Origin of the sequence: Amorphoplanes digitatis, assembly GCF_014205335.1 — a bacterium.
GTDB lineage: Bacteria > Actinomycetota > Actinomycetes > Mycobacteriales > Micromonosporaceae > Actinoplanes > Actinoplanes digitatus.
Genome location: NZ_JACHNH010000001.1, coordinates 761,815 through 787,749 on the forward strand (window position 1 = coordinate 761,815; position 25,935 = coordinate 787,749).

Genomic DNA, 25,935 nt, shown 5'->3' on the forward strand with positions numbered 1-25,935 from the left:
CATGCGGGCACACGAGGCCGGGGCGCTGCACGGCGACCTCGGTAACAGGGGGCCGGCCTGGCTGCGTACCCCCGAGGACGTCAACGCGCTCGTGCCGCAGCTCTGGCCGCGGACCGTGGTGCGCGCGGACTCCGGGGCCCTGGAGATCGGCGGCGTCAGCGTCCTCGACCTGGCGGCGGAGCACGGCACCCCCGCGTACCTGCTGGACGAGGACGACCTGCGGGCGCGCTGCCGCGATTTCGCGGCCGCGTTCGCCGGCGCGGACGTCTACTACGCGGGCAAGTCGTTCCTCTGCAAGGCCGTGGTGAAGGTGGTCGACGAGGAGGGGCTCTTCCTCGACGTGTGCTCCGGCGGCGAGCTGGCGGTGGCGCTGGCCGCGGGCTTCCCGGCCGAGCGGATGGGCTTCCACGGCAACAACAAGTCGATCTCCGAGCTGTCCCGGGCGCTGGACGCCGGCGTCGGCCGGATCATCCTGGACTCGTTCCAGGAGATCGACCGGCTCACGGCGCTGGCCCGGGAGAGCGGCCGGCGGCCGAAGGTGCTGGTCCGGGTGACCGTCGGCGTCGAGGCGCACACGCACGAGTTCATCGCGACCGCGCACGAGGACCAGAAGTTCGGCTTCTCGCTGGCCGGCGGCGCCGCCTTCGAGGCCGCGATCCGGGTCCTCGACGAGGGCGTCCTCGACCTGCGCGGCCTGCACTCGCACATCGGCTCGCAGATCTTCGACACGTCCGGCTTCGAGGTGGCCACCCGGCGGGTGCTCGCGTTGCAGGCGCAGATCCGCGACGCCCGCGGCGTCGAGCTCGACGAGCTGGACCTCGGCGGCGGCTTCGGCATCGCGTACACGACGCAGGACGACCCGTCGCCGGCCGCCGACCTGGCGAAGCGGATCAACAAGATCGTCGACGGCGAGTGCGCGGCCGAGAACCTGCGGCGCCCCCGGCTCTCGATCGAGCCGGGCCGGGCCGTGGTCGGCCCGTCCGTCTTCACCCTGTACGAGGTCGGCACGGTCAAGGACGTCGACGGCATCCGGACGTACGTGAGCGTCGACGGCGGGATGAGCGACAACATCCGCACCGCCCTCTACGACGCCTCATATTCCGCCACTCTGGCCGGTCGCAGCTCCGACGCGCCCCCGATGCTCGCCCGCGTCGTGGGAAAGCATTGTGAATCCGGGGATATTGTCGTGAAGGATGAATTCCTGCCCGCCGACGTGCAGCCCGGAGATCTTCTCGCCGTACCTGGTACTGGCGCGTATTGCCGGAGTATGGCCAGTAACTACAACCATGTGCCCCGGCCGCCGGTGGTCGCGGTTCGAGACGGTGCGTCTCGCGTGATCGTCCGCCGGGAGACCGAAGACGATCTGCTCGCATTGGATGTGGGATGAGTTCTGACAAGCCCGCGGTTCGACTGGCGCTGCTCGGTTGCGGCACGGTCGGCACCGAGGTCGTACGGCTGCTGCACGAGCAGGCCGAGGACCTGACCGCCCGGATCGGCGCCCCGCTGGAGCTGGTCGGCATCGCGGTGCGACGGCCGGGCCGCCAGCGCGGCGGCGCCATCGACCCCGCGCTGTTCACCACCGACGCGCTCGGCCTGGTCAAACGCGACGACGTCGACGTGGTGATCGAGGTCGTCGGCGGCATCGACCCGGCCCGCAGCTGGCTGATCGAGGCACTCAGCGCCGGCAAGAGCGTTGTCACGGCTAACAAGGCGCTGCTCGCGGAGGACGGCGCGACGCTGCACGACGCCGCCGCCGAGGGCAACGCCGACCTCTACTTCGAGGCCGCGGTCGCGGGCGCCATCCCGCTGCTGCGCCCCCTGCGCGAATCCCTGCACGGAGACAGGGTCACCCGCGTCACCGGCATCGTGAACGGCACGACCAACTTCATCCTGTCCTCGATGGACGCCACCGGGGCCGGCTTCGGCGAGGCGCTCGACGAGGCCACCGAGCTCGGCTACGCGGAGGCCGACCCGACCGCCGACGTCGAGGGCTTCGACGCCGCCGCCAAGGCCGCCATCCTCGCCTCGCTCGCGTTCCACACCCGGGTCACCGCCGCGGACGTGTTCCGCGAGGGCATGACCGGCGTGACGGCCGCCGACGTGGCCAGCGCCAAGGAGATGGGCTGCACGATCAAGCTGCTCTGCATCGCGCAGCGCGGCCCGGACTCGACCGGCAACGAGTCGGTGAGCGTGCGGGTCCACCCGGCGATGATCCCGCGCAGCCACCCCCTGGCCAGCGTCGGTGACGCCTTCAACGCGGTCTTCGTCGAGGCCGAGGCCGCGGGGCAGCTCATGTTCTACGGCCGGGGAGCCGGGGGTACGCCCACCGCGAGCGCGGTGCTCGGCGACATCGTCGCGGCGGCGCGCAACCGCCTCTCGGGCACCCGGGCGCCCAGCGAGTCCTCGTACGCGCACCTGCCGATCCGGCCCATCGGCGAGGCGGTGACCCGCTACCACATCAGCCTCGACGTTGCCGACCGCCAGGGCGTGCTCGCCACCGTCGCGGGCGTCTTCGCCAAGCACGAGGTGTCCATCGCGACCGTCCGGCAGTCCGGCCGGGACGAGGACGCGACCCTGGTGATCGTGACGCACGGCGCGCCGGACGCGAACCTCGCGGCCACGGTGGAGGACCTGCGCTCGCTCGACATAGTCCGGTCGATCGCCAGCGTCCTGCGGGTCGAGGGCGGGGTCTGACGCGATGCTCGATCACGTGGGCATCCAGTGCGCGGACCTGGCCGCCAGCGCCGCGTTCTACGACGCGGTCCTGGCCCCGCTCGGCGCGCGCCGGCTGATGGACTTCGAGGTGGCGATGGGCTACGGCGTCGATCGGCCCGACTTCTGGATCGGCGTCTTCGACTCGGGGCAGGGCTTCCGGGAGTCGCATCTCGCGTTCCGGGCGGCCGACCGGGCGACCGTCGACGCGTTCTTCGCGGCGGCGGTGGCGGCCGGTGCCGAGGTGCTGCACGAGCCGGCCGTCCACCCCGAGTACCACCCGGACTACTACGGCGCGTTCGTCCGGGATCCGGACGGCAACAACGTGGAGGCCGTGTCCCACGGTCCTGCATAGTGGGCGCATGGTCTCGCTATTCGGCGGGGTGATGCATCCTTGAGCGAGTCAGCGGAGAGGAAAAGACCATGTGGCGGGGATTGATCGAGGCGTACCGCGACCGGCTCCCGGTCTCGGAGGCCACCCCGGTGGTCACGCTGCACGAGGGCAACACGCCGCTCGTGCCCGCACCCGTGCTCTCGCAGCGGACGGGCGCGGACGTCTACCTCAAGGTCGAGGGGGCCAACCCGACCGGCTCCTTCAAGGACCGTGGCATGACGATGGCCGTGTCCAAGGCCGTCGAGGAGGGTTCCAAGGCGATCATCTGCGCCTCGACCGGTAACACCAGCGCCTCCGCGGCGGCGTACGCGGCCCGCGCGGGTCTGACCTGCGCCGTGCTCGTGCCGCAGGGCAAGATCGCGCTGGGCAAGCTGGCGCAGGCCCTCGTGCACGGCGCCAAGCTGCTCCAGGTCGACGGCAACTTCGACGACTGCCTCGCGCTCGCCTCGAAGCTGTCCCAGGACTTCCCGGTCTCGCTCGTCAACTCGGTGAACATCTTCCGCCTGCACGGGCAGAAGACGGCCGCGTTCGAGATCGTCGAGTCGCTCGGCCGCGCGCCCGACATCCACTGCCTGCCGGTGGGCAACGCGGGCAACATCGCCGCGTACTGGATGGGTTACCAGGAGGACCACGCGGCGGGCAACAGCAAGATCCTCCCCAAGATGTACGGCTTCCAGGCGTCCGGCGCCGCACCGATCGTCAACGGTCAGGTGGTGCAGGAGCCGTCGACGATCGCCACGGCGATCCGGATCGGCAACCCGGCCAGCTGGACCAAGGCGCTCGACGCCCGGGACAGCTCGGGCGGCCTGATCTCGGCGGTGACCGACCGGGAGATCCTCTCGGCCTACCGGCTGCTCGCCCGCGAGGTCGGCGTCTTCGTCGAGCTGGGTAGCGCCGCGAGCGTGGCCGGCCTGTTGCAGCAGGCCGAGGCCGGCAAGATCCCGGCCGGCGGCACTGTCGTCTGCACGGTGACCGGCCACGGCCTCAAGGACCCGGAGTGGGCGATCAGCACCGCGCCGTCGCCCACCACCATCCAGAACGACGTGCTGGCCGCCGCCCGGTCCCTCGACCTGGCCTAGGACAGGCTCTAAGCGACGGGTTCGGCCGCGGCGGCCTCCTCCGCCTCCTCGGCCGCCACCCGGACCATCGCGTGCAGGCCGTCGTGCACCGCGCGCAGCTCCTCGGGGCTGAGCCGGCGCAGCAGGCGGGCCTGCTTCTCCAGCCCCGCCGTGATGATCTTGCCGATCATCTCGGCGCCGTGCCCGCTGAGGGTGATCCGGCGTACCCGGCGATCGTGTGCGTCCTCGGCCCGGGTGACCAGGTCGTGGGCCACCAGCCGGTCGACCATGCCGCTCATCGTCGCCAGGCTGACGCCCAGCAGTCCGGCCAGCTCGCGCCCGGACGTGTCGCCCATCCGGTACAGCAGCAACAGGATCTTCAGCTGCGGCATCGTCAGCTGGGAGGAGAAGAGCGGATCCGACCGGTCGTGGGCAAACAGGTGCTGGAGCCGTTCTTGCGCGCCCATAATGTCCGCGATGAGGCGTTCATTTTCGGTCACCGCACCCCCTGTGTATCGCGTTGTGTGACCGGGCGTAACCAGAGCACCCCGGCGTCGTTTGATTCGTTCGCGTCGGGCAAACTATATGCCTTGGCCGAACTTTTACGGGGGAGCAGATGTCGTTTCTGACCAGGCTCAGTCTCGCTAACCGGGGGCTCGTCGCCCTTATCGCGGTGGTGATCACCGGCTTCGGTATCTACACGGTGCCGTCGCTCAAACAGCAGCTGCTGCCCTCGCTCGAGTTCCCCGGCGCGTTCATCGGCGTGGTGCTGCCGGGCGCGAGCCCGGAGATCATGGAACAGCAGGTGACCAAGCCGATCGAGGACGCCATCAAGGGCGCCGACGGCCTGGACTCCATCCAGTCGACGACCAGCGAGGGCTCGACCACCGTCCAGGTGCTTTTCGAGTTCGGCACCGACCTCGACGACGCGGTCAACCAGCTGACCACCTCGATCAACCGGATCCAGCCGACGCTGCCCAACGACGTCGAGCCGGTCATCTTCGCCGGCGGCACCGACGACATCCCGGCCATCGTCCTGGCCGCCTCCGACGGCCGCAACGACCAGGCCGCGCTGGCGAACCGGTTGCAGGAGACGGTCGTCCCCGAGCTCAAGGCCATCGAGGGCGTCCGCGAGGTCGTCGTCACCGGCACCCGTGCCCAGCAGATCCTGATCGCGCCCGACCCGGCGAAGCTGGCCGCCGCCGGCGTCGACCCCCGCTCGATCGCCACCCTGTTGCAGAGCAACGGCATCTCGATCCCGGCCGGCGCGGTCACCGACGGCACCCGCTCGCTGAGCGTCCAGGTCGGCACCCCGATCCAGACCGTCGACGAGATCAAGGGCCTCTACCTCAAGGGCGCCCGGGGCCCGGTCCGGCTGGACGCCGTCGCCACGGTCACCGAGCAGCTCGCGCCCGCCACGTCGTACACCCGCACGGACGGGGTCGACAGCCTCGGCATCGCGGTGACCGCCGCGCCGGACGGCAACCCGGTCAACATCTCCCACGAGGTGCGCGACCAGCTCGCCGACCTGGAGTCCTCCTCCGGCGCCACGCTCACCGTCATCACCGACCAGGCGCCGTTCGTCGAGAAGTCGATCGAGAGCCTGACCACCGAGGGCATGCTCGGCCTGCTCATGGCCGTCATCGTGATCCTGGTCTTCCTGCTGTCGATCCGCTCGACGCTGGTGACCATCGTCTCGATCCCGCTCTCCGTGCTCATCGCGCTCATCGCGCTCTACCTCGGCGACTACTCGCTGAACCTGCTCACCCTCGGCGCGCTGACCATCGCGGTCGGGCGCGTCGTCGACGACTCCATCGTCGTGCTGGAGAACATCAAACGACATCTCGAGTACGGCGAGGAGAAGGTCCACGCGATCATGTCGGGCGTCAAGGAGGTCGCCGGCGCGGTGACCGCCTCCACGCTGACCACTGTCGCCGTGTTCGCGCCGATCGCACTCGTCGGCGGCTTCGTCGGCCAGCTGTTCGCGCCGTTCGCCATCACGGTCACGGTCGCGCTTGTCGCCTCGCTCTTCGTGTCGCTGACCGTCGTGCCGGTGCTCGCGTACTGGTTCCTGCGGCCCGCCGCGGGTGGCTCCGAGTCCATCGAAGTACGCCAGGCCGCCGAGGCCAAGGAGCTGCGCAGCCCGCTGCAGCGCGGTTACCTGCCGATCATCCGCTGGGTCATCCGCAGCAAGGCCACCCGGTGGAGCACCGTCGCGATCGGCATCGTCGTGCTCATCGGCACGATGGGCCTGGCCAGCAAGCTGGAGACCAACTTCCTCGACCAGTCCGGCCAGGACACCATCGTCGTCACGCAGGACCTGCCGGTCGGCACCGACCTGGCCACGACGGACGCGGCCGCCCGCAAGGTCGAGGCGGTCATCGTCGCCAACGACGACGTCGAGCACTACCAGGTGACGGTCGGCAACGGCGAGTTCAACCCGTTCGTCGGCTCCGGCGGGGCCAGCGGCGCCAGCTTCAACGTGGCGCTGGACGACGACGCCGACGCGAGCAAGGTCTCCGAAGAGCTGCGCAAGCAGTTCGAGGGCATGACCGACATCGGCGAGGTCACCATCGGCAGCGAGAGCGGCACCGGCTTCGACGGCAGCGCGCTCGCCGTCGTCGTGCAGGCCGCCGACCAGGAGACCCTCGAGTCCGCGACCAAGCAGGTGCAGGACGCGATGGCCGGCACGAAGGACGTCACCGACGTGAGCAGCACGCTCGCGGCGAGCGTCCCCCGCCTGGACATCAAGGTCGACCGGGCCGCCGCGGCGGCGAACGGTCTCACCGAGGCCGAGATCGGCCGCACGGTCGCGGCGGCGTTCCGCCCGGCGCCGGTCGGGGAGATCAACGTCGACGGCGTCGGCCAGAACGTCGTGGTCGCCCTCGGTGCGCCGCCGGCCGGCGTCGACGCGCTGCGCAAGCTGCCGCTGACCACGCCGACCGGCCAGGTCGTCCTCCTGGACGCGGTCGCCGACGTCAACGAGGTCGAGGGCCCGGAGGCGGTCACCCGGATCGACGGCAACCGCAGCGCGACGGTCAACGGCACCGCGACCGGCTCGAACGTGGGCCAGACCACCAAGGACCTGACCGAGCGGCTCGAGGCACTGAACCTGCCGGCCGGCACGTGGAAGATCGGCGGGGTCAGCCAGGACCAGGCGGACGCGTTCGCGGACCTCGGTCTCGCCGTGCTCGCGGCGATCGCGATCGTCTTCGTCATCATGGTCGCGACGTTCCGCAGCCTGTTGCAGCCGCTGCTGCTGCTCGTCTCCATCCCGTTCGCGGCGACCGGTGCGATCGCGCTGCTCCTCGCGACCGGCACCCCGCTCGGCGTTCCGGCGCTGATCGGCGTGCTGATGCTCGTCGGCATCGTGGTCACCAACGCCATCGTGCTGATGGACCTGATCAACCACTACCGCCGTGCGGGACTGGGTGTGCAGGAGTCGGTGATCGAGGGTGGCCGGCACCGGCTGCGCCCGATCCTCATGACGGCGATCGCGACCATCTTCGCGCTGCTGCCGATGGCGCTGGGCCTGACCGGCGAGGGCGGCTTCATCTCGCAGCCACTGGCCATTGTGGTCATCGGCGGCCTGGTGAGCTCGACGCTGCTCACGCTGGTGCTGGTGCCGACGCTCTACACGATGGCGGAGAACACCAAGGTCAGGTCGCGGGCCCGGCGCGAGCGGCGCCGTGCGGAGAAGGCGTCCCGGTCCGCCGGCGCGGGCGAGGCGGCACAGGAGGCGCCGAAGCACGCGGCGAAGGAGCCGGCGGGTGTGGTCGTGCCGCCCGACGACCCGGTGCCGGCGTCCGCCGGTGGGGCGCACGAGGCGCCCGAGGCGCCTGAGGGCGAGCCGGCCGCGCAGCCCAGCGCCGCGCTGCGCGGGTACACGGACCAGTTCGAGGTCCTGAGGATGCCCCGCAGGCCGGCGGACCCGCCGACCGCCTGAGCGGTGGAAAGTCGCGCGGCGGCCGGCCCGATCGGGGCCGGCCGCCGCTGCCGGTAGATTCCGGTACGTGGCGACTCCCTTCTCGGTCCTTACCCGTAACCGCGACTTCCGGCGCCTGTTCGCGGCCGAGCTCGTCGTCTTCGGCGCCGACTGGTTCGTGATGGTGCCGCTGCTCGTGCTGCTGCCGGAGCTGACCGGCAGCGGCGTGTGGGGCGCGCTGGTGCTGGCCGCCGACACCGGGATCACCGCGCTGCTGCTGCCCTACACCGGGACGATCGCCGACCGGATCGACCGGCGCGCGATCCTCATCGCGTCGAATGTCGCCGCGCTGCTCGCCACGCTGCTGCTCTTCGTCGTGCGGTCGGCGGCGACGGCGCCGCTCGCCCTGGTCGCCATCGGCGCGGTCGCCGTTGCCAAGGCCTTCTACTCGCCGGCCGCCTCCGCCGCCCTGCCGAACGTGGTCGACCCCGCGGACCTGGCCGCCGCCAACTCGGTCGCCGGCTCCGCCTGGGGCACGATGACCATCGTCGGCGCGTCGCTCGGCGGCATCGTCAGCAGCGCCTTCGGCCCGTACGTCAGCTTCGCGGCCGCCGCCGTCAGCCTGCTCCTGGCTGCGGTGTTCACCGCGCTGATCCGCCGGCCGCTACAGGCGCCGCGCGACCCGGAGGCGGTCCCGGCGCACGCCTGGCACGCGCTGATCGAGGCGCTGCGCTACATCGGCGCCCGCCCCCGGATCCGCGCGCTGGTCACCGTGAAGTCCGCGGTGGGGCTCGGCAACGGCGTGCTCACCGTCTTCCCGCTGCTGGCCGGCCTGTACGGCGTCGGCGCGCTCGGCGCCGGCCTGCTCTTCGCCGTACGCGGCGCCGGCGCCCTGGTCGGCCCGCTGGTCATGCGGCCCGTGCTCAACCACCGGACCTGGCTGCTGCCGGGGCTGGCGCTCTCGATGAGCCTCTACGGCCTCGGCTACCTCGGCGTGGCCTTCGCGTCCTGGTTCCCGCTGGTGCTGGCGCTGGTCTTCGTGGCCCACTTCGCGGGCGGCACCAACTGGGTGCTCTCCAACTACGCGCTACAGGGCGAGGTGCCGGACCGGCTGCGCGGCCGGGTCTTCGCCACCGACATGATGCTGGCGACGCTGGCCATCTCGGTGAGCCAGCTGGGCACCGCGCTCTTCGTCGACCGCGTCGACGAGCGCGTCATCCTCATCGCCTGCGGCATGATCACCCTGGTCTACGCCATCGGCTGGCGCATCGCGACGCGCGGCCTCTCGCTCGCGGGCCCCGCGGAGGAGCCGGAGGCACTCCTGCTGGGCGAGCCGGCCGCCGAGGGTCTGGACGGGCGGCCGGGCGAGCGGCAATGATCAACGCCTAGCATGTGGCGATGGGCCTGACCTTCGTCTCCGAGCCGGTGCGGGTGCGCACGCCGGCCACCAGTGCCAATCTCGGTCCGGGCTACGACACGCTTGGCCTCGCGCTCGCGCTGCACGACGACCTGACCGCCCGGGTCACCGGCGATTCCTACACGGTCTCGGTGACCGGTGAGGGCGCGGGCGACCTGCCCGGCGACGAGACCCACCTGGTCGTGCGCGCCATGCTGGCCACCTTCGACGAGCTGGGCGGGCGCCCGCGGGGCGTGGCCGTGGAGTGCGTCAACCGGATCCCGCAGGCGCGGGGGCTCGGCTCCTCCTCGGCGGCCATCGTCGGCGGCGTACAGCTGGCCCGGGCGCTGGCGCGCGAGCAGATCGACGACGCGGCCGCGCTGCGGATCGCCGCGCGGCTCGAGGGGCACCCCGACAACGTCGCGCCGTGCCTGCTCGGTGGCTTCACCATCGCCTGGGACGAGGCGTCCGGTTCGCGGGCGGTGCGGCTTGACGTCGCTGCCGGCGTACGGCCGACGGTCTTCGTTCCGCAGGAACGGGGCCTGACCGCGGCGGCGCGGGCCGCGCTTCCCGCGGCCGTGCCCCACGCGGACGCCGCGTTCAACACGGGCCGGGCCGCGCTGCTGGTGCACGCCCTGACCCGGGACCCGTCGCTGCTCTTCGCCGCCACCGAGGACCGGCTGCACCAGGGCTACCGGGCCGAGGCGATGCCCGGCACGGCGTCGCTGGTCGCGGGCCTGCGTTCTGTCGGTGTTGCGGCAGTTGTCAGTGGGGCGGGGCCGACCGTGCTCGCGCTGACCCCCATACCCGGAGATTTCAACACCGGAGAGCAATGGCGCGCGGAGTCGCTGGGCGTGGATAGCGCCGGTGCTCTTGCCAAGGGGAGTATGGTGGAACACGCCGAGCGGGGCCCTGTTGCCGCAGGTCGTAAGAGTTGACTACGCTCAAGACCTAGCACAGCCGCGAAGCAAGCGATCATTGCGGTTCGGCGCGCACCCCCGAGACTCATGGCATTCTGCCGGTCTCACTTCTCTTCAAAACACACGCCGAGCAGCGGATCATCAGATCGCTGCACTCGCCGAGACCTACCCGTCAACGTCCGACGGGTCGGGAAACCGTCGAGCTGCCGTGCTGCAAACTCCCGCGCCGCAGTTGCGAAGCGGGTTCCGAGGGCACCCGGCCACCAGGCTGCAGACCCGGGTGGACTTGGTTTTTTCGACGGAAGGAATCCATTGAGCGACACCACCGACGTGACGTCGGGTGTTTCTGACGTCGCTGACGACGGCGCCACCACCGCGGCTGTCACCAAGCGCCGCCGCGGCGGCACGGGGCTGTCGGCGATGCTGCTGCCCGAGTTGCAGAGCCTCGCCGCGTCCCTCGGCATCTCCGGCACCGCGCGGATGCGCAAGGGCGAGCTCATCACCGCCATCTCGGAGCGCCAGAACGGCACGGCTCCGGCGGCGCCCGCCAAGAGCGCCCCGCGCCCGCGCACCACGAACGGCTCCGACGCTCCGGCGGCCGAGCCGGTGCGCACCGAGCCCGCCGCGGCCGCTCCGGTCGCCGAGGCCCCGGCTGTGCAGGCTCCGGTGGTTCAGGCCGTCGTAGCCGAGCCCGCCGCCGCGCAGTCCGCTGCACCGGCGACGACCGAGCAGCCCGCGACCGAGGGCGAGTCCGGCCGTCGCGGCCGCCGTGACCAGAACCGGGACAACGCCCCGGCCGACGGCCAGGCCCAGGGCCAGGGCCAGAGCCAGGGCGAGGGCGAGCGCACCGAGCGCGCCGACCGGGGTGACCGGCCTGAGCGTGGCGAGCCGCGCAACCGGGACCGGCAGCGCAACCAGCAGCGGTCCGAGGGCGGCGAGCGCAACGATCGTGGCGAGCGCAACGACCGCGGCGACCGCGGTCCGCGCAACGAGGGCGTCGCGCGCAACGACAACGGCCCGCGCAACGACAGCGACGACGAAGACGGTGAGGGCGGCGAGGGCGGCCGGCGGAGCCGGCGCAGCCGGTTCCGTGACCGTCGGCGCGGCCGCGACCGGGACGGCAGCGAGGGCGGTGGCCGCGACGGCGGACGGGACGGTGGCCGCGAGGGCGGGCGCGACAGCGGCCGCGAGCCGCACGTCAACGAGGACGAGGTCCTCGTGCCGGTGGCCGGCATCCTCGACGTGCTGGACAACTACGCGTTCGTCCGCACCACGGGCTACCTCTCCGGCCCCAACGACGTCTACGTCTCGATGTCGCAGGTCAAGAAGCACGGACTGCGCCGCGGTGACGCCGTCACCGGCGCCGTGCGTGCCGCCCCCCGCGAGGGCGGCGGCGACCAGCGTCGCGACAAGTACAACCCGCTGGTCCGCCTCGACACCATCAACGGGATGGAGCCCGAGGAGGCACGCAGGCGGCCGGAGTTCTACAAGCTGACCCCGCTGTACCCGCAGGAGCGGCTGCGTCTCGAGACCGAGGCGCACATCCTCACCACGCGGGTCATCGACCTGGTAATGCCGCTCGGCAAGGGCCAGCGTGCCCTGATCGTCTCGCCGCCGAAGGCCGGTAAGACGATGGTGTTGCAGGCGATCGCCAACGCGATCACCCACAACAACCCCGAGTGCCACCTGATGGTCGTGCTTGTCGACGAGCGGCCCGAAGAGGTCACCGACATGCAGCGCTCGGTCAAGGGCGAGGTCATCGCGGCCACGTTCGACCGGCCGCCGCAGGACCACACCACCGTCGCCGAGCTGGCGATCGAGCGGGCCAAGCGCCTGGTCGAGCTGGGCCACGACGTGGTCGTGCTGCTCGACTCGGTGACCCGGCTCGGCCGGTCCTACAACCTGGCGGCGCCGGCCTCCGGCCGCATCATGTCCGGCGGTATCGACTCGACCGCGCTCTACCCGCCGAAGCGGTTCCTCGGCGCGGCGCGCAACATCGAGAACGGTGGCTCGCTGACCATTCTCGCGACGGCGCTGGTGGAGACCGGCTCGATGATGGACACGGTCATCTTCGAGGAGTTCAAGGGCACGGGTAACGCCGAGCTCAAGCTCGACCGGAAGATCGCCGACAAGCGGACCTTCCCGGCCATCGACATCCACCCGTCCGGCACCCGCAAGGAGGAGATCCTGCTCGGCAAGGAAGAGCTGGCGATCGTCCACAAGCTGCGCAAGGTGCTGAGCTCGCTGGAGTCCTCGGCCGCGCTGGACCTGCTGCTCGACCGGCTCAAGCAGTCCCGGACGAACATCGAGTTCCTGATGCAGATCGCGAAGTCGACGCCGGGCGAATAACGCCGGAAAACGACCGAAAGGGGCAGCCGTCGCACGACGGCTGCCCCTGTCGCACATTCAGTGCGTTTGAGTTCATATGGCGCTGTGCGAACCTCCCTGGGCACCTGGCTCAACGTGGGAGGACGCCCGATGATCGTTCCTGGGTACCGGGACCATCCGACCGAGCGATGGGATCCGATCGCACCAGTCGATCCGGGTGAGGCCGAGGACTTCCTGCGCCAGTGCTACCTCGAGAACCCCCGGCTCGGGCCCGTCGAGCCGCGCCTGGCCATCGTGCGGGCGCAGATCGCGGCGACCGGCAGCTACGCGCACACGACCGAGGAGCTTGCGCACGGCGCCAAGATGGCCTGGCGCAACTCGAGCCGCTGCATCGGCCGGCTCTACTGGCGCAGCCTGGTCGTGCTCGACCGGCGCCGGGCGCGGACCGCGGACGACATCTTCTCGCTGCTGGTACACCACCTGCGGGTCGCCGGCGGCGGGGACCGCCCCGGCGCGATCCGCCCGGTGATCAGCATCTTCGCGCCCGCCCTGCCCGGGCAGCCGTACGCCCGGGTCTGGAACGAGCAGCTGATCCGGTACGCGGGCTACCGCACCGAGGACGGCAGCTTCGTCGGCGACCCGCGCAACGAGCGGTTCACCGCCGCCATGCAGGGCTTCGGCTGGCGGGGCAAGGGCGAGGCTTTCGACGTGCTGCCGCTCGCGGTCGAGACCCCGGCGGAGGGCGTACGCCTCTACGAGCTCCCCGAGCGCGCGATCCTCGAGGTGCCGCTCACCCACCCCGAGTTCGGCTGGTTCGCGGAGCTGGGTCTGCGCTGGCACGTGGTGCCGGCCATCGCGAACCTGCGCCTGACCATCGGCGGCGTGCAGTACCCGCTCGCGCCGTTCAACGGCTGGTACATGGGCTCGGAGATCGGCGCCCGCAACCTCGCCGACCAGGACCGGTACGACATGGTGCCGATCGTCGCCGCGCGCATGGGCCTGGACACCAGCCGCGAGTCGACGCTGTGGCGCGACCAGGCGCTGATCGAGCTCAACCGCGCGGTGCTGCACTCGTACGAGAAGGCCGGCATGAAGATCGCGGATCATCACACCGAGTCGCAGCGCTTCCTGACCCACCTGAGCAACGAGGAGAAGGCGGGCCGCCGCGTGCCGGCCGACTGGAGCTGGATCGTGCCGCCCATCTCGGGCGGGGCTACGCCGGTCTTCCACCGCTACTACGACGAGCTGGACCTGCGCCCGAACTTCTACCTGGACCCGGAGGCGCAGGCGCTGGGGCAGTCCGGCACCCGCACCTGCCCGTTCTCCGGTTGAGCAGCCCTAGGCGAACTCGTTGAGCGGGAAGTCGTCCCGGTGGCGCCAGGCCGCGTCGGTGCGGACGTGGTCCGCGCGGACCCACTTCAGCAGCCGATGGGAGAACTCCGCCGCGGGGATGCGGCCCGCGCTGCGGACGACGAAACCCTCCGACGACCCGGGGTCGCGCACGGCGGACCACGCGGCCCGCGCCTCGCTCAGGCTGCCGCCGCGATACAGCACCGGGACGACCGGCAGCTCCAGCCGCTGCGCCCAGTCGACCGTGTCGTCCCAGCCGAGCAGCGTGTTCGTCTCGTCCCAGATGCCGAAGACGATGAAGACACCCGGCAGATCCGTGTACGCGATGCTGCGCCGCGCCCACATCGACTCGCCACAGACCCGCCAGTCGTCGGGTATCCGGTATGCCGTCATCGCCCAGAGTGCCTTGGCCGCCCGGTCCCACGGGTGGGTGCCGGAGTCGACGGAGCGGGCGTACATCGCGTCGCGGGTGAAGGTCAGGTTGCCGCCGTCGAGCTTCTCCGTTACGACCAGCTCACCGTCCAACCAGGACAGATCCGGCTGCACCCGGTCGTCGCCGGTGGCGCCGGGGGAGTCGGGCAGGTGGAAAGTCCGCGGGTACTTTCCGGCCTGCCCGTCCATCAGAAGTCTCCCTCCGCCACCTGGAACACGGTCAGTCCCAGGGCGCGCCACATGCGCACCACCTGCTGGCGGTCGTCGAAGACGCCGATGACCCGCCAGCGGTCGCGGATCTCCTGGTCGAAGATCTCCCGCTTGACGATCGCATCCTTGCGCGAGTCGCCGGCGGGCCGCATGAAGAGTCCTTCGTACGGCACGGCGACGTAAAGGTCCAGCCAGGCCTGTGTTTCGGCCCGGCACTCCTCGTCGCGCCCCGAGCAGAAGACGATCGCGTGGCCGGCCGCGTGCATGGCCCGGACCGCCGCGATGACCGCCGGGTTCGGCGCGTCCTCACCGACCCGGCCCCAGTCGTACGGGCTGCGGCCGTTCATCAGCGCGACGGTGCCGTCGATGTCCACGAGCACGACCGGCGGCAGCTCCAGGTCCGGGTCGTAGACGGCCGCCGGGCCGCCCGGATCCACGTACGGGATCGGCAGCGGCGTCCGCTTGCCCGCGAGGTACCGCTCGTGCATCCGGCGGATGGCCTCCTCGCCGACCCGCTCGTCCTCGCCGCGGTCGGCGTCGCGGCGCAGGCACTCCTCCAGCGGCACGTCCGTGAAGTCGTGCACCTCGAACGTCGCGTGGAAGCGCGCCGCGAGCTCGGCCCACTCCCGCACGGTCTTGGCCCGCAGGTTGGTGTCGTCGACGATCACGTCGGTGTGCCCGCGTAGCAGCGCCTCGACGGCGGCCCGCTGCGCGCGCGTGACCTGGCCCTCCGCCCACTGGGTGTAGAGCGGCCGCCCGTGCAGCATCCGCCGCAGGTCGTCGCGGTTGACCCGGACGACCCGCGGCTGGAGCTTGCGGGCGAACGTGGTCTTGCCCGAGGCGGGCAGGCCACGCGTGATCAGCAGTCTGGTCATTCCTCACTCACCTGGGTACCGGTCGGGGTGTCGGCGGCCGGCCGCACGAGCTGCCACAGGCCGGGACGGTAGTCCTTGTCGTCGAGGCGCAGGAAGAGCGCGCCGCGGTGCTCGCTGCGCACGGCCCGGGCCGCGAACTCGCGCCGGCCCCAGCCCTCCGGCAGGCCCGCCACGATCGCCGCGAACTCCGCCTCGACGGCCGCGGCCAGCGCATCGACCTTGTCGGTCAGCGCGGTGGCGACGTCGGCAACCCACGCGTGCAGCTCGTCCGGCAGGGGTTCCGTCAGCGCGTCCAGGTCGCCGCCCGAGACGAGAACCTCCCATACGGTACGGGCGGAGAGCCCCGTCACCAGCCGGTGCAGCCGGACGTAGTCGGCGTACTTGATCTTCACTCGCTGGTCGGTGCCGGCGAAGTGCACCACGAGTCCCTCGCGCCCCTCGCGCGGCGGCGCGGCGAGCGCCTCGGCCAGCGTCGCGTACGCGAAGGAGTCCACGACCGGGCCGGTCCAGTTCGGCACCGCGGCCGGCCCGAACGTTCGGCCGGTGGCGATCTCGACGGCGCCGAGCAGGATCAGGTCGTCCAGCCCGGCGTAGTCGAGCACGATCCGGTTCTCCGGGTAGACGATCTCGACGAGCACGGTCAGCCCGTCCGGCGGCACGAAGCCCGGGTACCGGGAACGCAGCACCTCGGTCGCGTGCCGCGCCTGGTCCGACGCGAACGACCCGCGGGTGGCGACCGAGAGGTTCGCGCCGTCGCGGTAGATGATCCCGAGCGAGCCGTCGGCCTTGTCGGTGACGGTCACCGCCGTATCCGGCAGGAACCGCGGCGCGTGGCTCTGGTCATGGTTGAAAAACTTGCTGAACGGCCGGGCGAGGACGGTGTCGCCGTGCACGATCAGGCCGCGGCAGGCCAGGGTGATCGGCGTCCATGCGCCGGCGTACTGGCAGGCCTCGGTGTAGTTGTAGATCACGTACGGCCGCGTCGGGTGACGCTGGACCCGCACGTGCCCGTTTTCGACCGCGGTGGCCAGTTCGGCCGGGTCGAGGACGTCCGCGAGCAGCGCCATGACGGCTTTCCCTCCGTGTGCGCCCGCCGCGGGAATGCGACGGGGGGCGCTCACGTTATCGACCACGGACCCAGTAATGCCTCCTGATTTCTGATCGGGGCAGGTGACATGGCAGACTGGTCCATCGGCCAGTAATGGTTCCGGTTCACGCTCGAGTCGTCCGCCCTGGCGGGGTGGTTCGGCGCTGACGGCGACCCGGCGACCACATCATCGAGAGGGACCGAGAAATCATGAAGAGCGGTATCCACCCGGAGTACACCACCACCGAGGTCGTCTGCTCCTGCGGTAGCACGTTCACGACCCGCAGCACCGCCAAGGGCGGCGAGATCCGCGTCGAGACCTGCAGCGCCTGCCACCCGTTCTACACGGGCAAGCAGCGCGTGCTGGACACCGCGGGCCGGGTCGCCAAGTTCCAGGCGAAGTACGCGAAGGTTACCGCCGCCAAGAAGAAGTAGCTGCCGCGACGGCGCCCACCCTGGATTCCGGGGTCGGGCGCCGTTCGTGTGTTCCTGTCCGGGTGACCAAGGAGGCGGCATGAGTACCGACCGGTTGTCGACGTTGCTCGAGGAGTACGCGCAGCTCGAGAAGCAGATGGAGGACCCCTCCATCCACTCCGACCAGGCGCTGGTGCGCCGGGTCGGTCGCCGCTTCGCCGAGCTGGCGCCGCTCTACGCCGCCAGCGCCGAGCTCGACGCCGCCCGCGCTGACCTGGCCGCGGCGAAGGAACTCGCCGCCGAGGACCCGTCCTTCGCCGGGGAGGTCGAGGCGGTCGCCGCGCTGCTCGCACCCCTGGAGGAGAAGCTCGGCGAGATGCTCATCCCGCGCGACCCGCACGACGCCAAGGACGTGATCGTCGAGATCAAGGCCGGCGAGGGCGGGCAGGAGTCGGCGCTGTTCGCGGGCGACCTGCTGCGGATGTACACCCGTTACGCGGAGAAGCACGGCTGGGTCGTCGAGATCATCGACGTGCAGGATTCCGACCTGGGCGGCGTCAAGGACGTCTCGGTGGCGGTGAAGACCAAGGGCGTGCCCGAGGGCGGCCACGGCGTCTGGTCCCGCCTCAAGTGGGAGGGCGGCGTGCACCGCGTGCAGCGGGTGCCGGTCACCGAGTCGCAGGGCCGCATCCACACCAGCGCCGCCGGCGTCCTGGTGCTGCCCGAGGCCGAGGACGTCGACGTGCACATCGAACCGGGCGACATCCGGGTCGACGTGTTCCGCTCCTCGGGGCCCGGCGGCCAGTCCGTCAACACCACCGACTCGGCCGTGCGCATCACCCACCTGCCGACCGGCACCGTGGTGAGCTGCCAGAACGAGAAGAGCCAGCTACAGAACCGCGAGTCGGCCATGCGCATCCTGCGCTCCCGGCTGCTCGCCATGGCGCAGGAGCAGGCCGACGCGGCCGCCTCCGACGCGCGCAAGCTCCAGGTGCGGACCGTGGACCGCTCGGAGCGGATCCGCACCTACAACTTCCCGCAGAACCGGATCAGCGACCACCGGATCGGCTACACCGCGTACAACCTGGATCTGGCGCTCGGCGGCGAGCTGGACGCGGTGCTGGACGCGCTCGCGGAGGCCGACCGGGCCGCCCGGCTGGCCGGCGGGACGGAGATCAGCCGACGTCCGTGACGGCCAGCCGGCCTTCCGGCGTCACGCAGGCCAGCAGGGTGCCCTCGTTCTGACAGCCGTACTCGACGACCGGCGGCATCGCGCCGATCAGCAGCACCTCGCCGGAGCGCGGGTCGAAGCGGCTCACCGCCACGAGCCCGGCCGGCTCCCGGGTGCGGGCCAGCAGGTACGGCGACGCCTCGATGGGGAAGTTCCACACCGGTGTCGCCAGGCCCAGGTCGACGATCCGCCGCCCCGTTGCCGCGTCGATGAGGTGGTGTCGTGTGCCGCTCTGGTCGTCGTCGACGAGCAACTGCCCGCCGGCGAACGGGAAGGCGTTCGCCGAGCCGGGTATCCGCCAGCGCAGCTCGCCGGTGTCACGGTCGTACCCGGCCGTCTCGCCGGGGCCGTTGACGCAGATCACCGGTCCGCAGCTGTAGAAGCCGCCGCCGACCTGGCCCGGCTCGATGTGCCAGAGTCGCCGCAGGGTCTCCGTGTCGTACGCGGTGATCGTCGTCTTCGCGCCGGCGTGTTCCACATAGAGGCGGTGCCCGTCGACGGTCACCGCCGAGTTCTGGGTGTCCGGGGCCGACCAGGGCAGCGTCGCCGCGGCCACCCGCGAGCCGTCGGCGAGGTCGAACACCTCGACGTCGCCGTTCGGCGACGCGGTGACCAGGCGGTCGGCCCTGTCCTGGTACAGGCCCTCGGTCACCCAGTTCTCCAGGTCGTCGGCGGGCTTCGACCAGACCGTGCCGCCGTCCGAGAGCCGGACCACCCGCAACGTGCGGACCCGGCCGCCGTCGTCGCTCCAGTCCGCGAGCAGGGCCCGGTCGCCCGCGGCCACCGACAGCTCGCCGGACACGCGCCACAGCTGCCGCCCGGTGGCGGTGTCGACGGCGATCGTCTCCCGGCTGAACTCGCGGGAGACCTCCTGGCCGTCCGGGTCCTTGAGGAGCGCGGTCGAGTAGGCGGCCGGTAACAGCAGGACCCCCGCCTGGACCGGGCCGAGCCACTTGGGGTCACCGAGGCTCGAGTTCGACCAGCGCACCGCCCCGGTGCTCAGGTCGTACGCGGTGAGCCGGGTGTCGCCGGACTGGCTGAGCAGGTAGACGGCGTCGCCGTCGACCGTGAACATGTCGGCGCCGTCGCGGTACGGGGTGCTCCAGAGCTGTTCCGGCGCGTGCGGGTCGGGCCGCGCCGAGCCGGTGACGGTGAGCGCGCAGAGGACCGCCACGGCGGCGACAAGCATCCGCCGGAGCTCCGAGCGGCGCAGCCGTCGCCGCACACGATCGGCCGGCGGCTGGTCGCCGCCGTCGGTGACGAGCCCCAGCTCGATGACGGTCATGGGCCGAGCGTATGTCCTCCGGCCGCCTAGGCGGGGGTGCGGTTCGAGGCCGCCGTCGCCAGGGCGGCGCTGAGGCTGCGCCCGTTTGCGCCGACCTCGGACCAGCCCGCGGCCAGGCCGATCGGGGTGCCGGGCACCAGAACCTGCCAGTTCTCCCCGGCGGCCGCGGCGCTGATCCGCCGGGAGACCTCGGCCGCCTGGTTCGGGCCCGCGCCGGGCAGCAGCACCACGAACTCGTCGCCGGCGAAGCGGGCCACGAAGTCGCCGCGGCGCATGACCCGGTTGAGCACGCCGGCGATGCGTTGCAGCACCAGGTCGCCGCAGTGCCGGCCGTGCCGCGCGTTGACCGCGGTGAAGCCGACCAGGTCGCAGACGCCGATCGCGGCGCGCTCGCCGCGGGCCAGCATCGCCGCGACGTAGCGCTCGAGCTGGCGGCGGTTGGGCAGGCCGGTGAGCGGGTCGGTGAGCGTCTCGTCGCCGTAGCGGCCCACGTCGCGCTGGGTCTCCTGGGCGTCGAGGCGGGCGGCGACCCCGTCCAGGTAGCCGTCCCGGAGCCGGTCGATGCGCTGGGCGGCGAGGCGGAACGCGTGCCGGTCGGCGATGTGCGCGGCCTCGTGGTCGCCGGCCGAGGCGTAGCAGATGCTGCGCAGCCGGGCCGGCTCGGAGGGCCCGAGGATCTCCTGGGAGACGGGCACGGCGTCGAGTTTGCGCAGCGCGTCGCCGGGCCGGTCGGCGGCGATGTCGAGGCACACCGTGCCGAGATGCCGCAGGTCGCGGGAGCGGACGCTGTCGCCGCCGCCGGTCAGCAGCGCGGCGACGTCGGTCTCGGTGCACTCGCCGAGTGCCGCGCGGCGGGCGAGCGCGTAGCCGTACACGGGGCGGCTGCTCGGGCGCAGGCGCACATCGGCGCCGGTGGCGACGTAGCGGGTCAGCTCCGCGTCGATGTCGCGGAGCACCCGCAGGCAGCCGTCGGTGTCGCCCTGGTGGTCCAGCGAGACCGCGTTGCGCAGCCGGATGCCCGGCGCGGCGAAGACCTCGCTCGCCATGCCGGCCGCCGCGCCGACCTGGCGGGCCTGCTCGATGGCGGTCAGCGCGTGGCCGTGGAATCCGAGGTAGCTGTAGGCCATTGCCAGGTCGTGCCAGCCCCACGCCGTCTCGGTGTCGCCCTCGACCACCGCGGCCAGCGCCCGCGAGGCCTGCACGAGGTGGGTGACGCCCCGGTCGAGTGCGCCCTGAAGGTAGGCGCCGAGGGCGGCGAAGGCGTGCATCTGGCCGCGCAGGTAGGGGTCCGAGGTGTCCCGGACGGCGTTGCTGGCCACCATCATCGCGGTGGCGAGCTCGGCGACGCGGCCCAGGTTGATGAGCGCGCCGAAGCGCTGGACGAGCGCGTACGCCCGGGTGAGCGGGTCGGCGGTGGTGGCGAGCACCTTGTCGAGGATCGCCAGCGCTTCCGCGGAGCGACCGCCCTGCTGGAGCTCGCCGGCGTTGGCCAGTTCGTCGACTGAATCCGGGAGCTGGTCCAACCACGTCATGGTGTTGCCATGGCCATCCAGGCCCCTCCTGCCGACGTCGTTCGTCGATGGGGTGACCCGGCCGGTCACCTTCGAGATACGACGTTCCATGATTATGCCGTGACGCCGACGCACGAACACCCCTCCGATGGGACGGAACGGGCGCGGTTGGCGCCGGCGCTCGCGCGGGCGGCCGCGCGGCTGGCCGAGGCGGGCGTCGCGTCGCCCCGCGTCGACGCCGAACTGCTCGCCGCGCACGCGCTCGGCGTCGGCCGCGGTCGACTGCTGTTGATCGACACCGTGCGCGGGAACGAGCTGCGCCGATTCACCGAGCTCGTCGAGGAACGGGCACGCCGGATCCCGTTGCAGCACCTGCTCGGCACGGCGGCGTTCCGCCATCTCGAGCTCGAGGTCGGCGACGGCGTCTTCGTGCCGCGGCCCGAGACCGAGCTGCTGGCCGGCTGGGGCGTCGAGCGCACCGCGCCGGGCGCGACGGTGGTCGATCTGTGCAGCGGCACCGGCGCGATCGCACTCTCCATCGCGGACGAGGCCGAGCCGGGGCTGGTCATCGCGGTGGAACGCGCGCCGGCGGCGCTCGAATACCTGCGCCGGAACGCGGCGGCGTTCGGCGTGGTGCGGGTCGTCGAGGGCGACGTCACCGACCCCGGCCTGCTCGCGGAGTACCGGGGCCGGGTCGACGTGCTGCTCTGCAACCCGCCGTACGTGCCGGACGGCACCGCCGTGCCCGCCGAGGTCGCCGAGCACGACCCGGCGGAGGCGGTCTTCGGCGGCGCCGACGGCCTCGCGGTGATCCGGCCGGTGATCGCCCTGGCCGCGTCCCTGCTGCGGCCCGGCGGCACGGTCGGCATCGAGCACGACGACGTGCACGGCGCCGAGGTTCCCGGCCTGGTACGCGCGGACGGAAGGTTCGCCGACGTCGTCGCGCACCGCGATCTGGCGGGCCGCCCGAGATTCGCGACGGCACGGCGCAGATAGGGAACGTGACCCGCGCCATGGCACACTGCAACCTGTGATGCTCTACGACTGCCGTACCGTCGCCGACCGGGATCGCGGCATCGCCGCGGCCGTCGAGGCGGTCAAGAGCGGTGAGCTTGCCGTCTTCCCCACCGACACCGTCTACGGCGTCGGCGCGGACGCGTTCACCGCGCACGCCGTCAACGCCCTCCAGAACGCGCGCGGCACGGACCGCCGGGTGCCGCCCGTGCTGGTCGGCTCGCGGCACACGCTCGACGGGCTGGTCTACTCGCTGCCGAAGGCCGCCCGCGAACTGGCCGACGCGTTCTGGCCGGGCGCGCTGACGATCGTCGTCGAGCATTCGCCGAGCCTCCAGTGGGACCTGGGCGACACCGGCGGGGTGGTGGCGGTCCGGATGCCGCTGCACCCAGTGGCGCTCGAGGTGCTGCGGGAGGTCGGCCCGATGGCCGTCACCACGGCCAACAAGATCGGCCAGTCGGCGCCGACCACCGCCGAGGAGGCCCGCGACCAGCTGGAGTACGCGGTCCGGGTCTACCTCGAGGCCGGCCCGGCCGCCGACCCGGCGCCCAGCACGATCGTCGACGTGACCGGCGACGAGCCCCGGGTGCTGCGCGAGGGCGCCATCCCGTTCGAGAAGCTGCGTGAGGTCGTGCCCGGCATCCTGGCCGTGGGAGCCTGACGATGCCGTTCACGGTCCTGCACGTGTGCATGGGCAACATCTGCCGTTCCCCGATGGCCGAGCGGCTGCTCGTGCTCGCCGCGGCGCAGCGGCTGGCCAAGACCGCGCCCGAGGCGGAGCTGGGCGACCTGCTGCGCAGCGCCAGCGCGGGTACGGGCGGCTGGCACGAGGGCGAGGAGATGAACCCGCCCGCGGCCCGGCAGATCACCCTCCGCGGCGGCAGCACCGACGGCTTCACGGCCCGCAAGCTGACGAGCGCGCAGCTCGACGACGCCGACCTGATCCTCACCGCCACCGCCGACCAGAGCGACTACGTGCACGCGCTGGTGCCCGGCGCGGCGGCCCGCACGTTCGTGCTCGGCCACCTCGCCCGCCTGCTGCGCGAGCTTGACCTCTCGGCGCTGCCGCCGGCCGGCGCGGACGCCGCCGCGTTCGCGGCCCGGGCCGCCGCCCTGGTCGCCGCCGCCGATCGCCGCCGCGGCGAGACCGAGCCGGTGCCCGGCGACGACCTGGACGATCCGTGGGGCCGGGGCGACCAGACCTTCCAGCGCATCGCCGACGACATCGACGAGTCGCTGTACGCGCTCGTGGACGCCCTGCTGCCGACCGCGCCGAGGCCCGCGTGACGATTGAGCCTTTTTCAACGTGGCCCGGGCGGCAGCGCCCGGCGGAGGTCGATGGCCCGGATACCGCTGGCCCGAGGGCAGGTTGAAAATTGCTCATAGTTGAACCGGACGCCGACGGCCTGGGCCGGGCGGTGGAGCTGCTGCGCCAGGAGTCGGTGGTCGCGTTCCCCACTGAGACGGTCTACGGCCTCGGTGCGCACGCCTTCTCGGAGAAGGCGATCGCGGAGGTCTACCGCCTCAAGAACCGCCCGTCGTGGAACCCGCTGATCGTGCACGTGTCCGGCGTGGCGGAGGCCCGCGGACTCGCCGAGCGGTGGCCGGACGCGGCGAACGAGCTGGCGGCACAGTTCTGGCCCGGCCCGCTGACCCTGGTGGTGGAGCGGGCCCGGCACCTGGGCGCGGTCGGTCCGCGGCTCGAGACGATCGCGCTCCGGGTGCCGGCGCACGAGGTCGCGCTGAAGCTGCTGGAGGCCTCGGGGCTGCCGCTCGCCGCGCCCAGCGCGAACCGCTCGGAGGGCATCTCGCCGACGACGGCCGAGCACGTGCTGCGCGGCCTGCCCGACGTCCCGCTCATCCTGGACGGCGGCCCGGCCTCGCTGGGTATCGAGTCGACAGTCCTCGACCTGACCGGTGAGACGCCGAAGCTGCTGCGCCCGGGCGCGCTCGGCCTGCGGGAGCTGCGCGAGGTGACCGGCGCGATCGCGCTGCCGGACGAGGTCGTTGACGGCGCGATGCGCTCCTCGCCCGGCATGGGTGCCCGGCACTACGCGCCGAAGGCGACCGTGATCCTCGCGAAGGACGTGCGCGAGGTGGAGCACGGCGACCTGGCCGGCCCGGTGGCGGTGCTCAGCTACGAGAGCGTCGAGGACTTCTCGGACGAGCTCGTCGCCGAGGTGCTCAGCGTGGATCCGCGCGAGTACGCGGCCGACCTTTACGCGGCCCTGCACCGCCTGGACGACGCCGGGGTCGCCACGATCATCGTCCAGGCCCCGCCGGAGACCGAGGAATGGCTGGCCGTGCGGGACCGGCTGCGCCGGGCGGCCGCGTCGTAGCGCCCAGCGCGATGTTGCGGGCCATGCCGCTGAAGATGATCCCGTGGAACGGCAGCACGCTCGCCCAGTAGGCGTGCCCGGCCAGCCCGCGCGGCACGAAGATGGCCCGCTGCCGGTAGACGCTGGTCCCATCGGGCCCGGGCTCCGCGGACATCTCCAGCCAGGCCCGGCCCGGCACCCGCATCTCGGCCCGCAGCCGCAGCAGCTCGCCCGGCCTGATCTCCTCGACCCGCCACCAGTCCAGCGCCTCGCCGACGTAGAGGTGGTTCCGGTCGCGGCGGCCGCGGCGCAGGCCAACGCCGCCGACCAGCCGGTCCAGCCAGCCGCGTACGGACCAGGCGAGCGGGGACGAATACCAGCCGTTCTCGCCGCCGACCCCCTCGATCACCCGCCACAGTGCGTGCGGTGGCGCCTCGACCGGGTGGGTGCGCTCGTCGACGTAGACGCTGCCGCCGGACCAGTCCGGATCGCTGGGCAGGGGTTCCGCGGCCGCGTCCCGGCCGGCCGCGTTCGACCACCGGGTCTCGACGTTCGCGTCGCGGATCTTGCCGAGGGCGAGCCGGACGGCCTCGTCGAAGCCGAGCAGGCCGTGGGCCGGCACGTACCGGGCGATGTCGTTCTCCCGGGCGAAGGCCTCGTGGATCAGGCTGCCGACCAGCGGCCGGGCGATCGAATTCGGTACGGGCGTGACAAGGCCGACCCAGTGCGACGACAGCCAGGGGCTCAGTGGGCGCACCGGCACGATGACCCGCCTGGGCAGCCCGGCGACGCGTGCGTACCGGTGCATCATCTCCAGGTAGGTCAGGACGTCCGTGCCGCCGATGTCGAAGCCGCGGTTGACGTCTCCCGGCAGCGTGGCGCAGCCGATCAGGTAGCGCAGCACGTCGCGCACGGCGATCGGCTGGATCCGGTTACGCACCCAGCGTGGGGTGACCATCACCGGCAGCCGCTCGGTCAGGTAGCGCAGCATCTCGAAGGAGGCCGAGCCCGAGCCGATGATCACCGGCGCCCGCAGCACCGCCGTCGGCACCCCGCTGTCCAGCAGGATCCGCGCGACCTCCGCGCGGGAGCGCAGGTGCGCCGACGGATGCTCGTCGGCGGGCGGCTCGGGCCCGCCCAGGTAGACGATCCGGGACACCCCGGCGGCCCGGGCCGCCGCCGCGAAGTTGACGGCCGCCTCCCGGTCCAGGCGCTCGAAGTCGGGCCGGCCCAGCGAGTGCATCAGGAAGTAGGCCACCTCGACGCCGTCGAACGCGGCCGGCAGGGTGCCGGGGTCGGACAGGTCGCCCTCGACGATCTCGACCCGGCCGGCCCAGGGCACGTCCCGCAGGCGTGCGGCGCTGCGCGAGAGGCAGCGGACGGAGTGGCCCGCGTCCAGCAGCCGAGGTGCCAGCCGCCCGCCGATATAGCCGGTCGCGCCGGTGACCAGACAATGCATAACCCCACTGTGCCCG

Annotated in this window: 22 protein-coding genes; 15 read left to right on the plus strand and 7 right to left on the minus strand. The window is 72.2% G+C overall.

The window, feature by feature from the left end:
* Nucleotide 1: 1 nt before the first annotated feature.
* The 4 genes from lysA (at nucleotide 2) to thrC (ending at nucleotide 4,185) form a co-directional block, all read left to right on the plus strand.
* Entirely contained in the window at nucleotides 2-1,387 is a 1,386-nt protein-coding gene (gene lysA, locus BJ971_RS03560) for a diaminopimelate decarboxylase (RefSeq protein WP_184989765.1), read from the plus strand.
* A complete protein-coding gene (locus tag BJ971_RS03565) occupies nucleotides 1,384-2,694 on the plus strand; it encodes a homoserine dehydrogenase (protein ID WP_184989767.1) in 1,311 nt (436 codons plus the stop codon). Before lysA ends, BJ971_RS03565 begins: the two co-directional genes overlap by 4 nt.
* 4 nt (nucleotides 2,695-2,698) lie before the next feature.
* Nucleotides 2,699-3,067: a VOC family protein gene (locus BJ971_RS03570; protein WP_184989769.1), complete on the plus strand. Its 369-nt coding sequence runs from the start codon at nucleotides 2,699-2,701 to the stop codon at nucleotides 3,065-3,067.
* A gap of 68 nt (nucleotides 3,068-3,135) precedes the next feature.
* Entirely contained in the window at nucleotides 3,136-4,185 is a 1,050-nt protein-coding gene (gene thrC / locus BJ971_RS03575) for a threonine synthase (protein WP_184989771.1), read from the plus strand.
* A gap of 8 nt (nucleotides 4,186-4,193) precedes the next feature.
* Here thrC and BJ971_RS03580 read toward each other — a convergent pair whose 3' ends face one another.
* Nucleotides 4,194-4,631 carry a MarR family winged helix-turn-helix transcriptional regulator gene (locus tag BJ971_RS03580; RefSeq protein ID WP_184989773.1) on the minus strand — a complete coding sequence of 146 codons (438 nt, stop codon included), beginning with the start codon at nucleotides 4,629-4,631 and terminating at the stop codon, nucleotides 4,194-4,196.
* Nucleotides 4,632-4,780: 149 nt separating this feature from the next.
* Here BJ971_RS03580 and BJ971_RS03585 point away from each other — a divergent pair, with 149 nt between their 5' ends.
* The 5 genes from BJ971_RS03585 (at nucleotide 4,781) to BJ971_RS03605 (ending at nucleotide 14,065) form a co-directional block, all read left to right on the plus strand.
* Nucleotides 4,781-8,110 (plus strand): efflux RND transporter permease subunit, encoded by a 3,330-nt coding sequence (locus BJ971_RS03585; protein WP_184989775.1) that lies wholly within the window; start codon nucleotides 4,781-4,783, stop codon nucleotides 8,108-8,110.
* 67 nt (nucleotides 8,111-8,177) lie between these two features.
* Nucleotides 8,178-9,467 carry an MFS transporter gene (locus BJ971_RS03590; RefSeq protein ID WP_184989777.1) on the plus strand — a complete coding sequence of 430 codons (1,290 nt, stop codon included), beginning with the start codon at nucleotides 8,178-8,180 and terminating at the stop codon, nucleotides 9,465-9,467.
* Between the two features lie 20 nt (nucleotides 9,468-9,487).
* Nucleotides 9,488-10,423: a homoserine kinase gene (gene thrB, locus BJ971_RS03595; protein ID WP_184989779.1), complete on the plus strand. Its 936-nt coding sequence runs from the start codon at nucleotides 9,488-9,490 to the stop codon at nucleotides 10,421-10,423.
* Nucleotides 10,424-10,717: 294 nt separating this feature from the next.
* The gene (rho, locus tag BJ971_RS03600; RefSeq protein ID WP_184989781.1) at nucleotides 10,718-12,754 is read left to right on the plus strand and encodes a transcription termination factor Rho; all 2,037 of its coding nucleotides are present in this window, start codon (nucleotides 10,718-10,720) and stop codon (nucleotides 12,752-12,754) included.
* Between the two features lie 129 nt (nucleotides 12,755-12,883).
* A complete protein-coding gene (locus tag BJ971_RS03605; protein ID WP_184989782.1) occupies nucleotides 12,884-14,065 on the plus strand; it encodes a nitric oxide synthase oxygenase in 1,182 nt (393 codons plus the stop codon).
* A 6-nt stretch (nucleotides 14,066-14,071) separates the two neighbouring features.
* Here the strand turns inward: BJ971_RS03605 and BJ971_RS03610 are convergent, their stop codons facing one another.
* The 3 genes from BJ971_RS03610 to BJ971_RS03620 are packed head-to-tail and all read right to left on the minus strand — an operon-like array spanning nucleotide 14,072 to nucleotide 16,667.
* Nucleotides 14,072-14,704 carry an RNA ligase family protein gene (locus BJ971_RS03610; RefSeq protein ID WP_184989784.1) on the minus strand — a complete coding sequence of 211 codons (633 nt, stop codon included), beginning with the start codon at nucleotides 14,702-14,704 and terminating at the stop codon, nucleotides 14,072-14,074.
* On the minus strand, nucleotides 14,704-15,600 hold the full coding sequence (locus tag BJ971_RS03615) for a phosphatase domain-containing protein (RefSeq protein ID WP_184989786.1): 897 nt from the start codon (nucleotides 15,598-15,600) through the stop codon (nucleotides 14,704-14,706). Before BJ971_RS03615 ends, BJ971_RS03610 begins: the two co-directional genes overlap by 1 nt.
* Entirely contained in the window at nucleotides 15,597-16,667 is a 1,071-nt protein-coding gene (locus BJ971_RS03620; RefSeq protein ID WP_184989788.1) for an RNA ligase, read from the minus strand. Before BJ971_RS03620 ends, BJ971_RS03615 begins: the two co-directional genes overlap by 4 nt.
* Before the next feature lie 230 nt (nucleotides 16,668-16,897).
* Here BJ971_RS03620 and rpmE point away from each other — a divergent pair, with 230 nt between their 5' ends.
* Both rpmE and prfA read left to right on the plus strand, forming a co-directional pair.
* A complete protein-coding gene (rpmE, locus tag BJ971_RS03625; protein WP_111651844.1) occupies nucleotides 16,898-17,122 on the plus strand; it encodes a 50S ribosomal protein L31 in 225 nt (74 codons plus the stop codon).
* A 79-nt stretch (nucleotides 17,123-17,201) separates the two neighbouring features.
* Nucleotides 17,202-18,293: a peptide chain release factor 1 gene (gene prfA / locus BJ971_RS03630; RefSeq protein WP_184989790.1), complete on the plus strand. Its 1,092-nt coding sequence runs from the start codon at nucleotides 17,202-17,204 to the stop codon at nucleotides 18,291-18,293.
* Here the strand turns inward: prfA and BJ971_RS03635 are convergent.
* Together BJ971_RS03635 and BJ971_RS03640 are read right to left on the minus strand one after the other, a co-directional pair.
* Entirely contained in the window at nucleotides 18,277-19,617 is a 1,341-nt protein-coding gene (locus BJ971_RS03635; protein ID WP_184989792.1) for an outer membrane protein assembly factor BamB family protein, read from the minus strand. The two genes, prfA and BJ971_RS03635, sit on opposite strands and share 17 nt — an antisense overlap.
* A 26-nt stretch (nucleotides 19,618-19,643) precedes the next feature.
* On the minus strand, nucleotides 19,644-21,149 hold the full coding sequence (locus BJ971_RS03640) for a GGDEF domain-containing protein (protein WP_184989793.1): 1,506 nt from the start codon (nucleotides 21,147-21,149) through the stop codon (nucleotides 19,644-19,646).
* A 99-nt stretch (nucleotides 21,150-21,248) separates the two neighbouring features.
* Here BJ971_RS03640 and prmC point away from each other — a divergent pair, with 99 nt between their 5' ends.
* The 4 genes from prmC to BJ971_RS03660 all read left to right on the plus strand — a co-directional run bounded on the left by prmC (nucleotide 21,249) and on the right by BJ971_RS03660 (nucleotide 24,481).
* Nucleotides 21,249-22,124: a peptide chain release factor N(5)-glutamine methyltransferase gene (gene prmC / locus BJ971_RS03645; RefSeq protein ID WP_239087508.1), complete on the plus strand. Its 876-nt coding sequence runs from the start codon at nucleotides 21,249-21,251 to the stop codon at nucleotides 22,122-22,124.
* 37 nt (nucleotides 22,125-22,161) lie between these two features.
* Nucleotides 22,162-22,803, plus strand: a complete 642-nt coding sequence (locus tag BJ971_RS03650) for an L-threonylcarbamoyladenylate synthase (protein WP_184998626.1) — start codon at nucleotides 22,162-22,164, stop codon at nucleotides 22,801-22,803.
* 2 nt (nucleotides 22,804-22,805) lie between these two features.
* Nucleotides 22,806-23,429, plus strand: a complete 624-nt coding sequence (locus BJ971_RS03655; protein WP_184989797.1) for an arsenate reductase/protein-tyrosine-phosphatase family protein — start codon at nucleotides 22,806-22,808, stop codon at nucleotides 23,427-23,429.
* An 89-nt stretch (nucleotides 23,430-23,518) separates the two neighbouring features.
* Entirely contained in the window at nucleotides 23,519-24,481 is a 963-nt protein-coding gene (locus BJ971_RS03660; protein WP_184989799.1) for an L-threonylcarbamoyladenylate synthase, read from the plus strand.
* Here BJ971_RS03660 and BJ971_RS03665 read toward each other — a convergent pair.
* Nucleotides 24,405-25,919 carry an SDR family oxidoreductase gene (locus BJ971_RS03665; RefSeq protein WP_184989801.1) on the minus strand — a complete coding sequence of 505 codons (1,515 nt, stop codon included), beginning with the start codon at nucleotides 25,917-25,919 and terminating at the stop codon, nucleotides 24,405-24,407. The genes BJ971_RS03660 and BJ971_RS03665 overlap by 77 nt on opposite strands.
* Nucleotides 25,920-25,935: the final 16 nt, after the last annotated feature.

Bases quoted from the DNA above. Each gene is read 5' to 3' on its own strand.
- lysA (WP_184989765.1), top strand. From the start codon at position 2: ATGCGGGCACACGAGGCCGGGGCGCTGCACGGCGACCTCGGTAACAGG.
- BJ971_RS03565 (WP_184989767.1), top strand. From the start codon at position 1,384: ATGAGTTCTGACAAGCCCGCGGTTCGACTGGCGCTGCTCGGTTGCGGC.
- BJ971_RS03570 (WP_184989769.1), top strand. From the start codon at position 2,699: ATGCTCGATCACGTGGGCATCCAGTGCGCGGACCTGGCCGCCAGCGCC.
- thrC (WP_184989771.1), top strand. From the start codon at position 3,136: ATGTGGCGGGGATTGATCGAGGCGTACCGCGACCGGCTCCCGGTCTCG.
- BJ971_RS03580 (WP_184989773.1), bottom strand. From the start codon at position 4,631: ATGGGCGCGCAAGAACGGCTCCAGCACCTGTTTGCCCACGACCGGTCG.
- BJ971_RS03585 (WP_184989775.1), top strand. From the start codon at position 4,781: ATGTCGTTTCTGACCAGGCTCAGTCTCGCTAACCGGGGGCTCGTCGCC.
- thrB (WP_184989779.1), top strand. From the start codon at position 9,488: ATGGGCCTGACCTTCGTCTCCGAGCCGGTGCGGGTGCGCACGCCGGCC.
- BJ971_RS03605 (WP_184989782.1), top strand. From the start codon at position 12,884: ATGATCGTTCCTGGGTACCGGGACCATCCGACCGAGCGATGGGATCCG.
- BJ971_RS03610 (WP_184989784.1), bottom strand. From the start codon at position 14,704: ATGGACGGGCAGGCCGGAAAGTACCCGCGGACTTTCCACCTGCCCGAC.
- BJ971_RS03615 (WP_184989786.1), bottom strand. From the start codon at position 15,600: ATGACCAGACTGCTGATCACGCGTGGCCTGCCCGCCTCGGGCAAGACC.
- BJ971_RS03620 (WP_184989788.1), bottom strand. From the start codon at position 16,667: ATGGCGCTGCTCGCGGACGTCCTCGACCCGGCCGAACTGGCCACCGCG.
- rpmE (WP_111651844.1), top strand. From the start codon at position 16,898: ATGAAGAGCGGTATCCACCCGGAGTACACCACCACCGAGGTCGTCTGC.
- prfA (WP_184989790.1), top strand. From the start codon at position 17,202: ATGAGTACCGACCGGTTGTCGACGTTGCTCGAGGAGTACGCGCAGCTC.
- BJ971_RS03635 (WP_184989792.1), bottom strand. From the start codon at position 19,617: ATGACCGTCATCGAGCTGGGGCTCGTCACCGACGGCGGCGACCAGCCG.
- BJ971_RS03640 (WP_184989793.1), bottom strand. From the start codon at position 21,149: ATGACGTGGTTGGACCAGCTCCCGGATTCAGTCGACGAACTGGCCAAC.
- BJ971_RS03650 (WP_184998626.1), top strand. From the start codon at position 22,162: ATGCTCTACGACTGCCGTACCGTCGCCGACCGGGATCGCGGCATCGCC.
- BJ971_RS03655 (WP_184989797.1), top strand. From the start codon at position 22,806: ATGCCGTTCACGGTCCTGCACGTGTGCATGGGCAACATCTGCCGTTCC.
- BJ971_RS03665 (WP_184989801.1), bottom strand. From the start codon at position 25,919: ATGCATTGTCTGGTCACCGGCGCGACCGGCTATATCGGCGGGCGGCTG.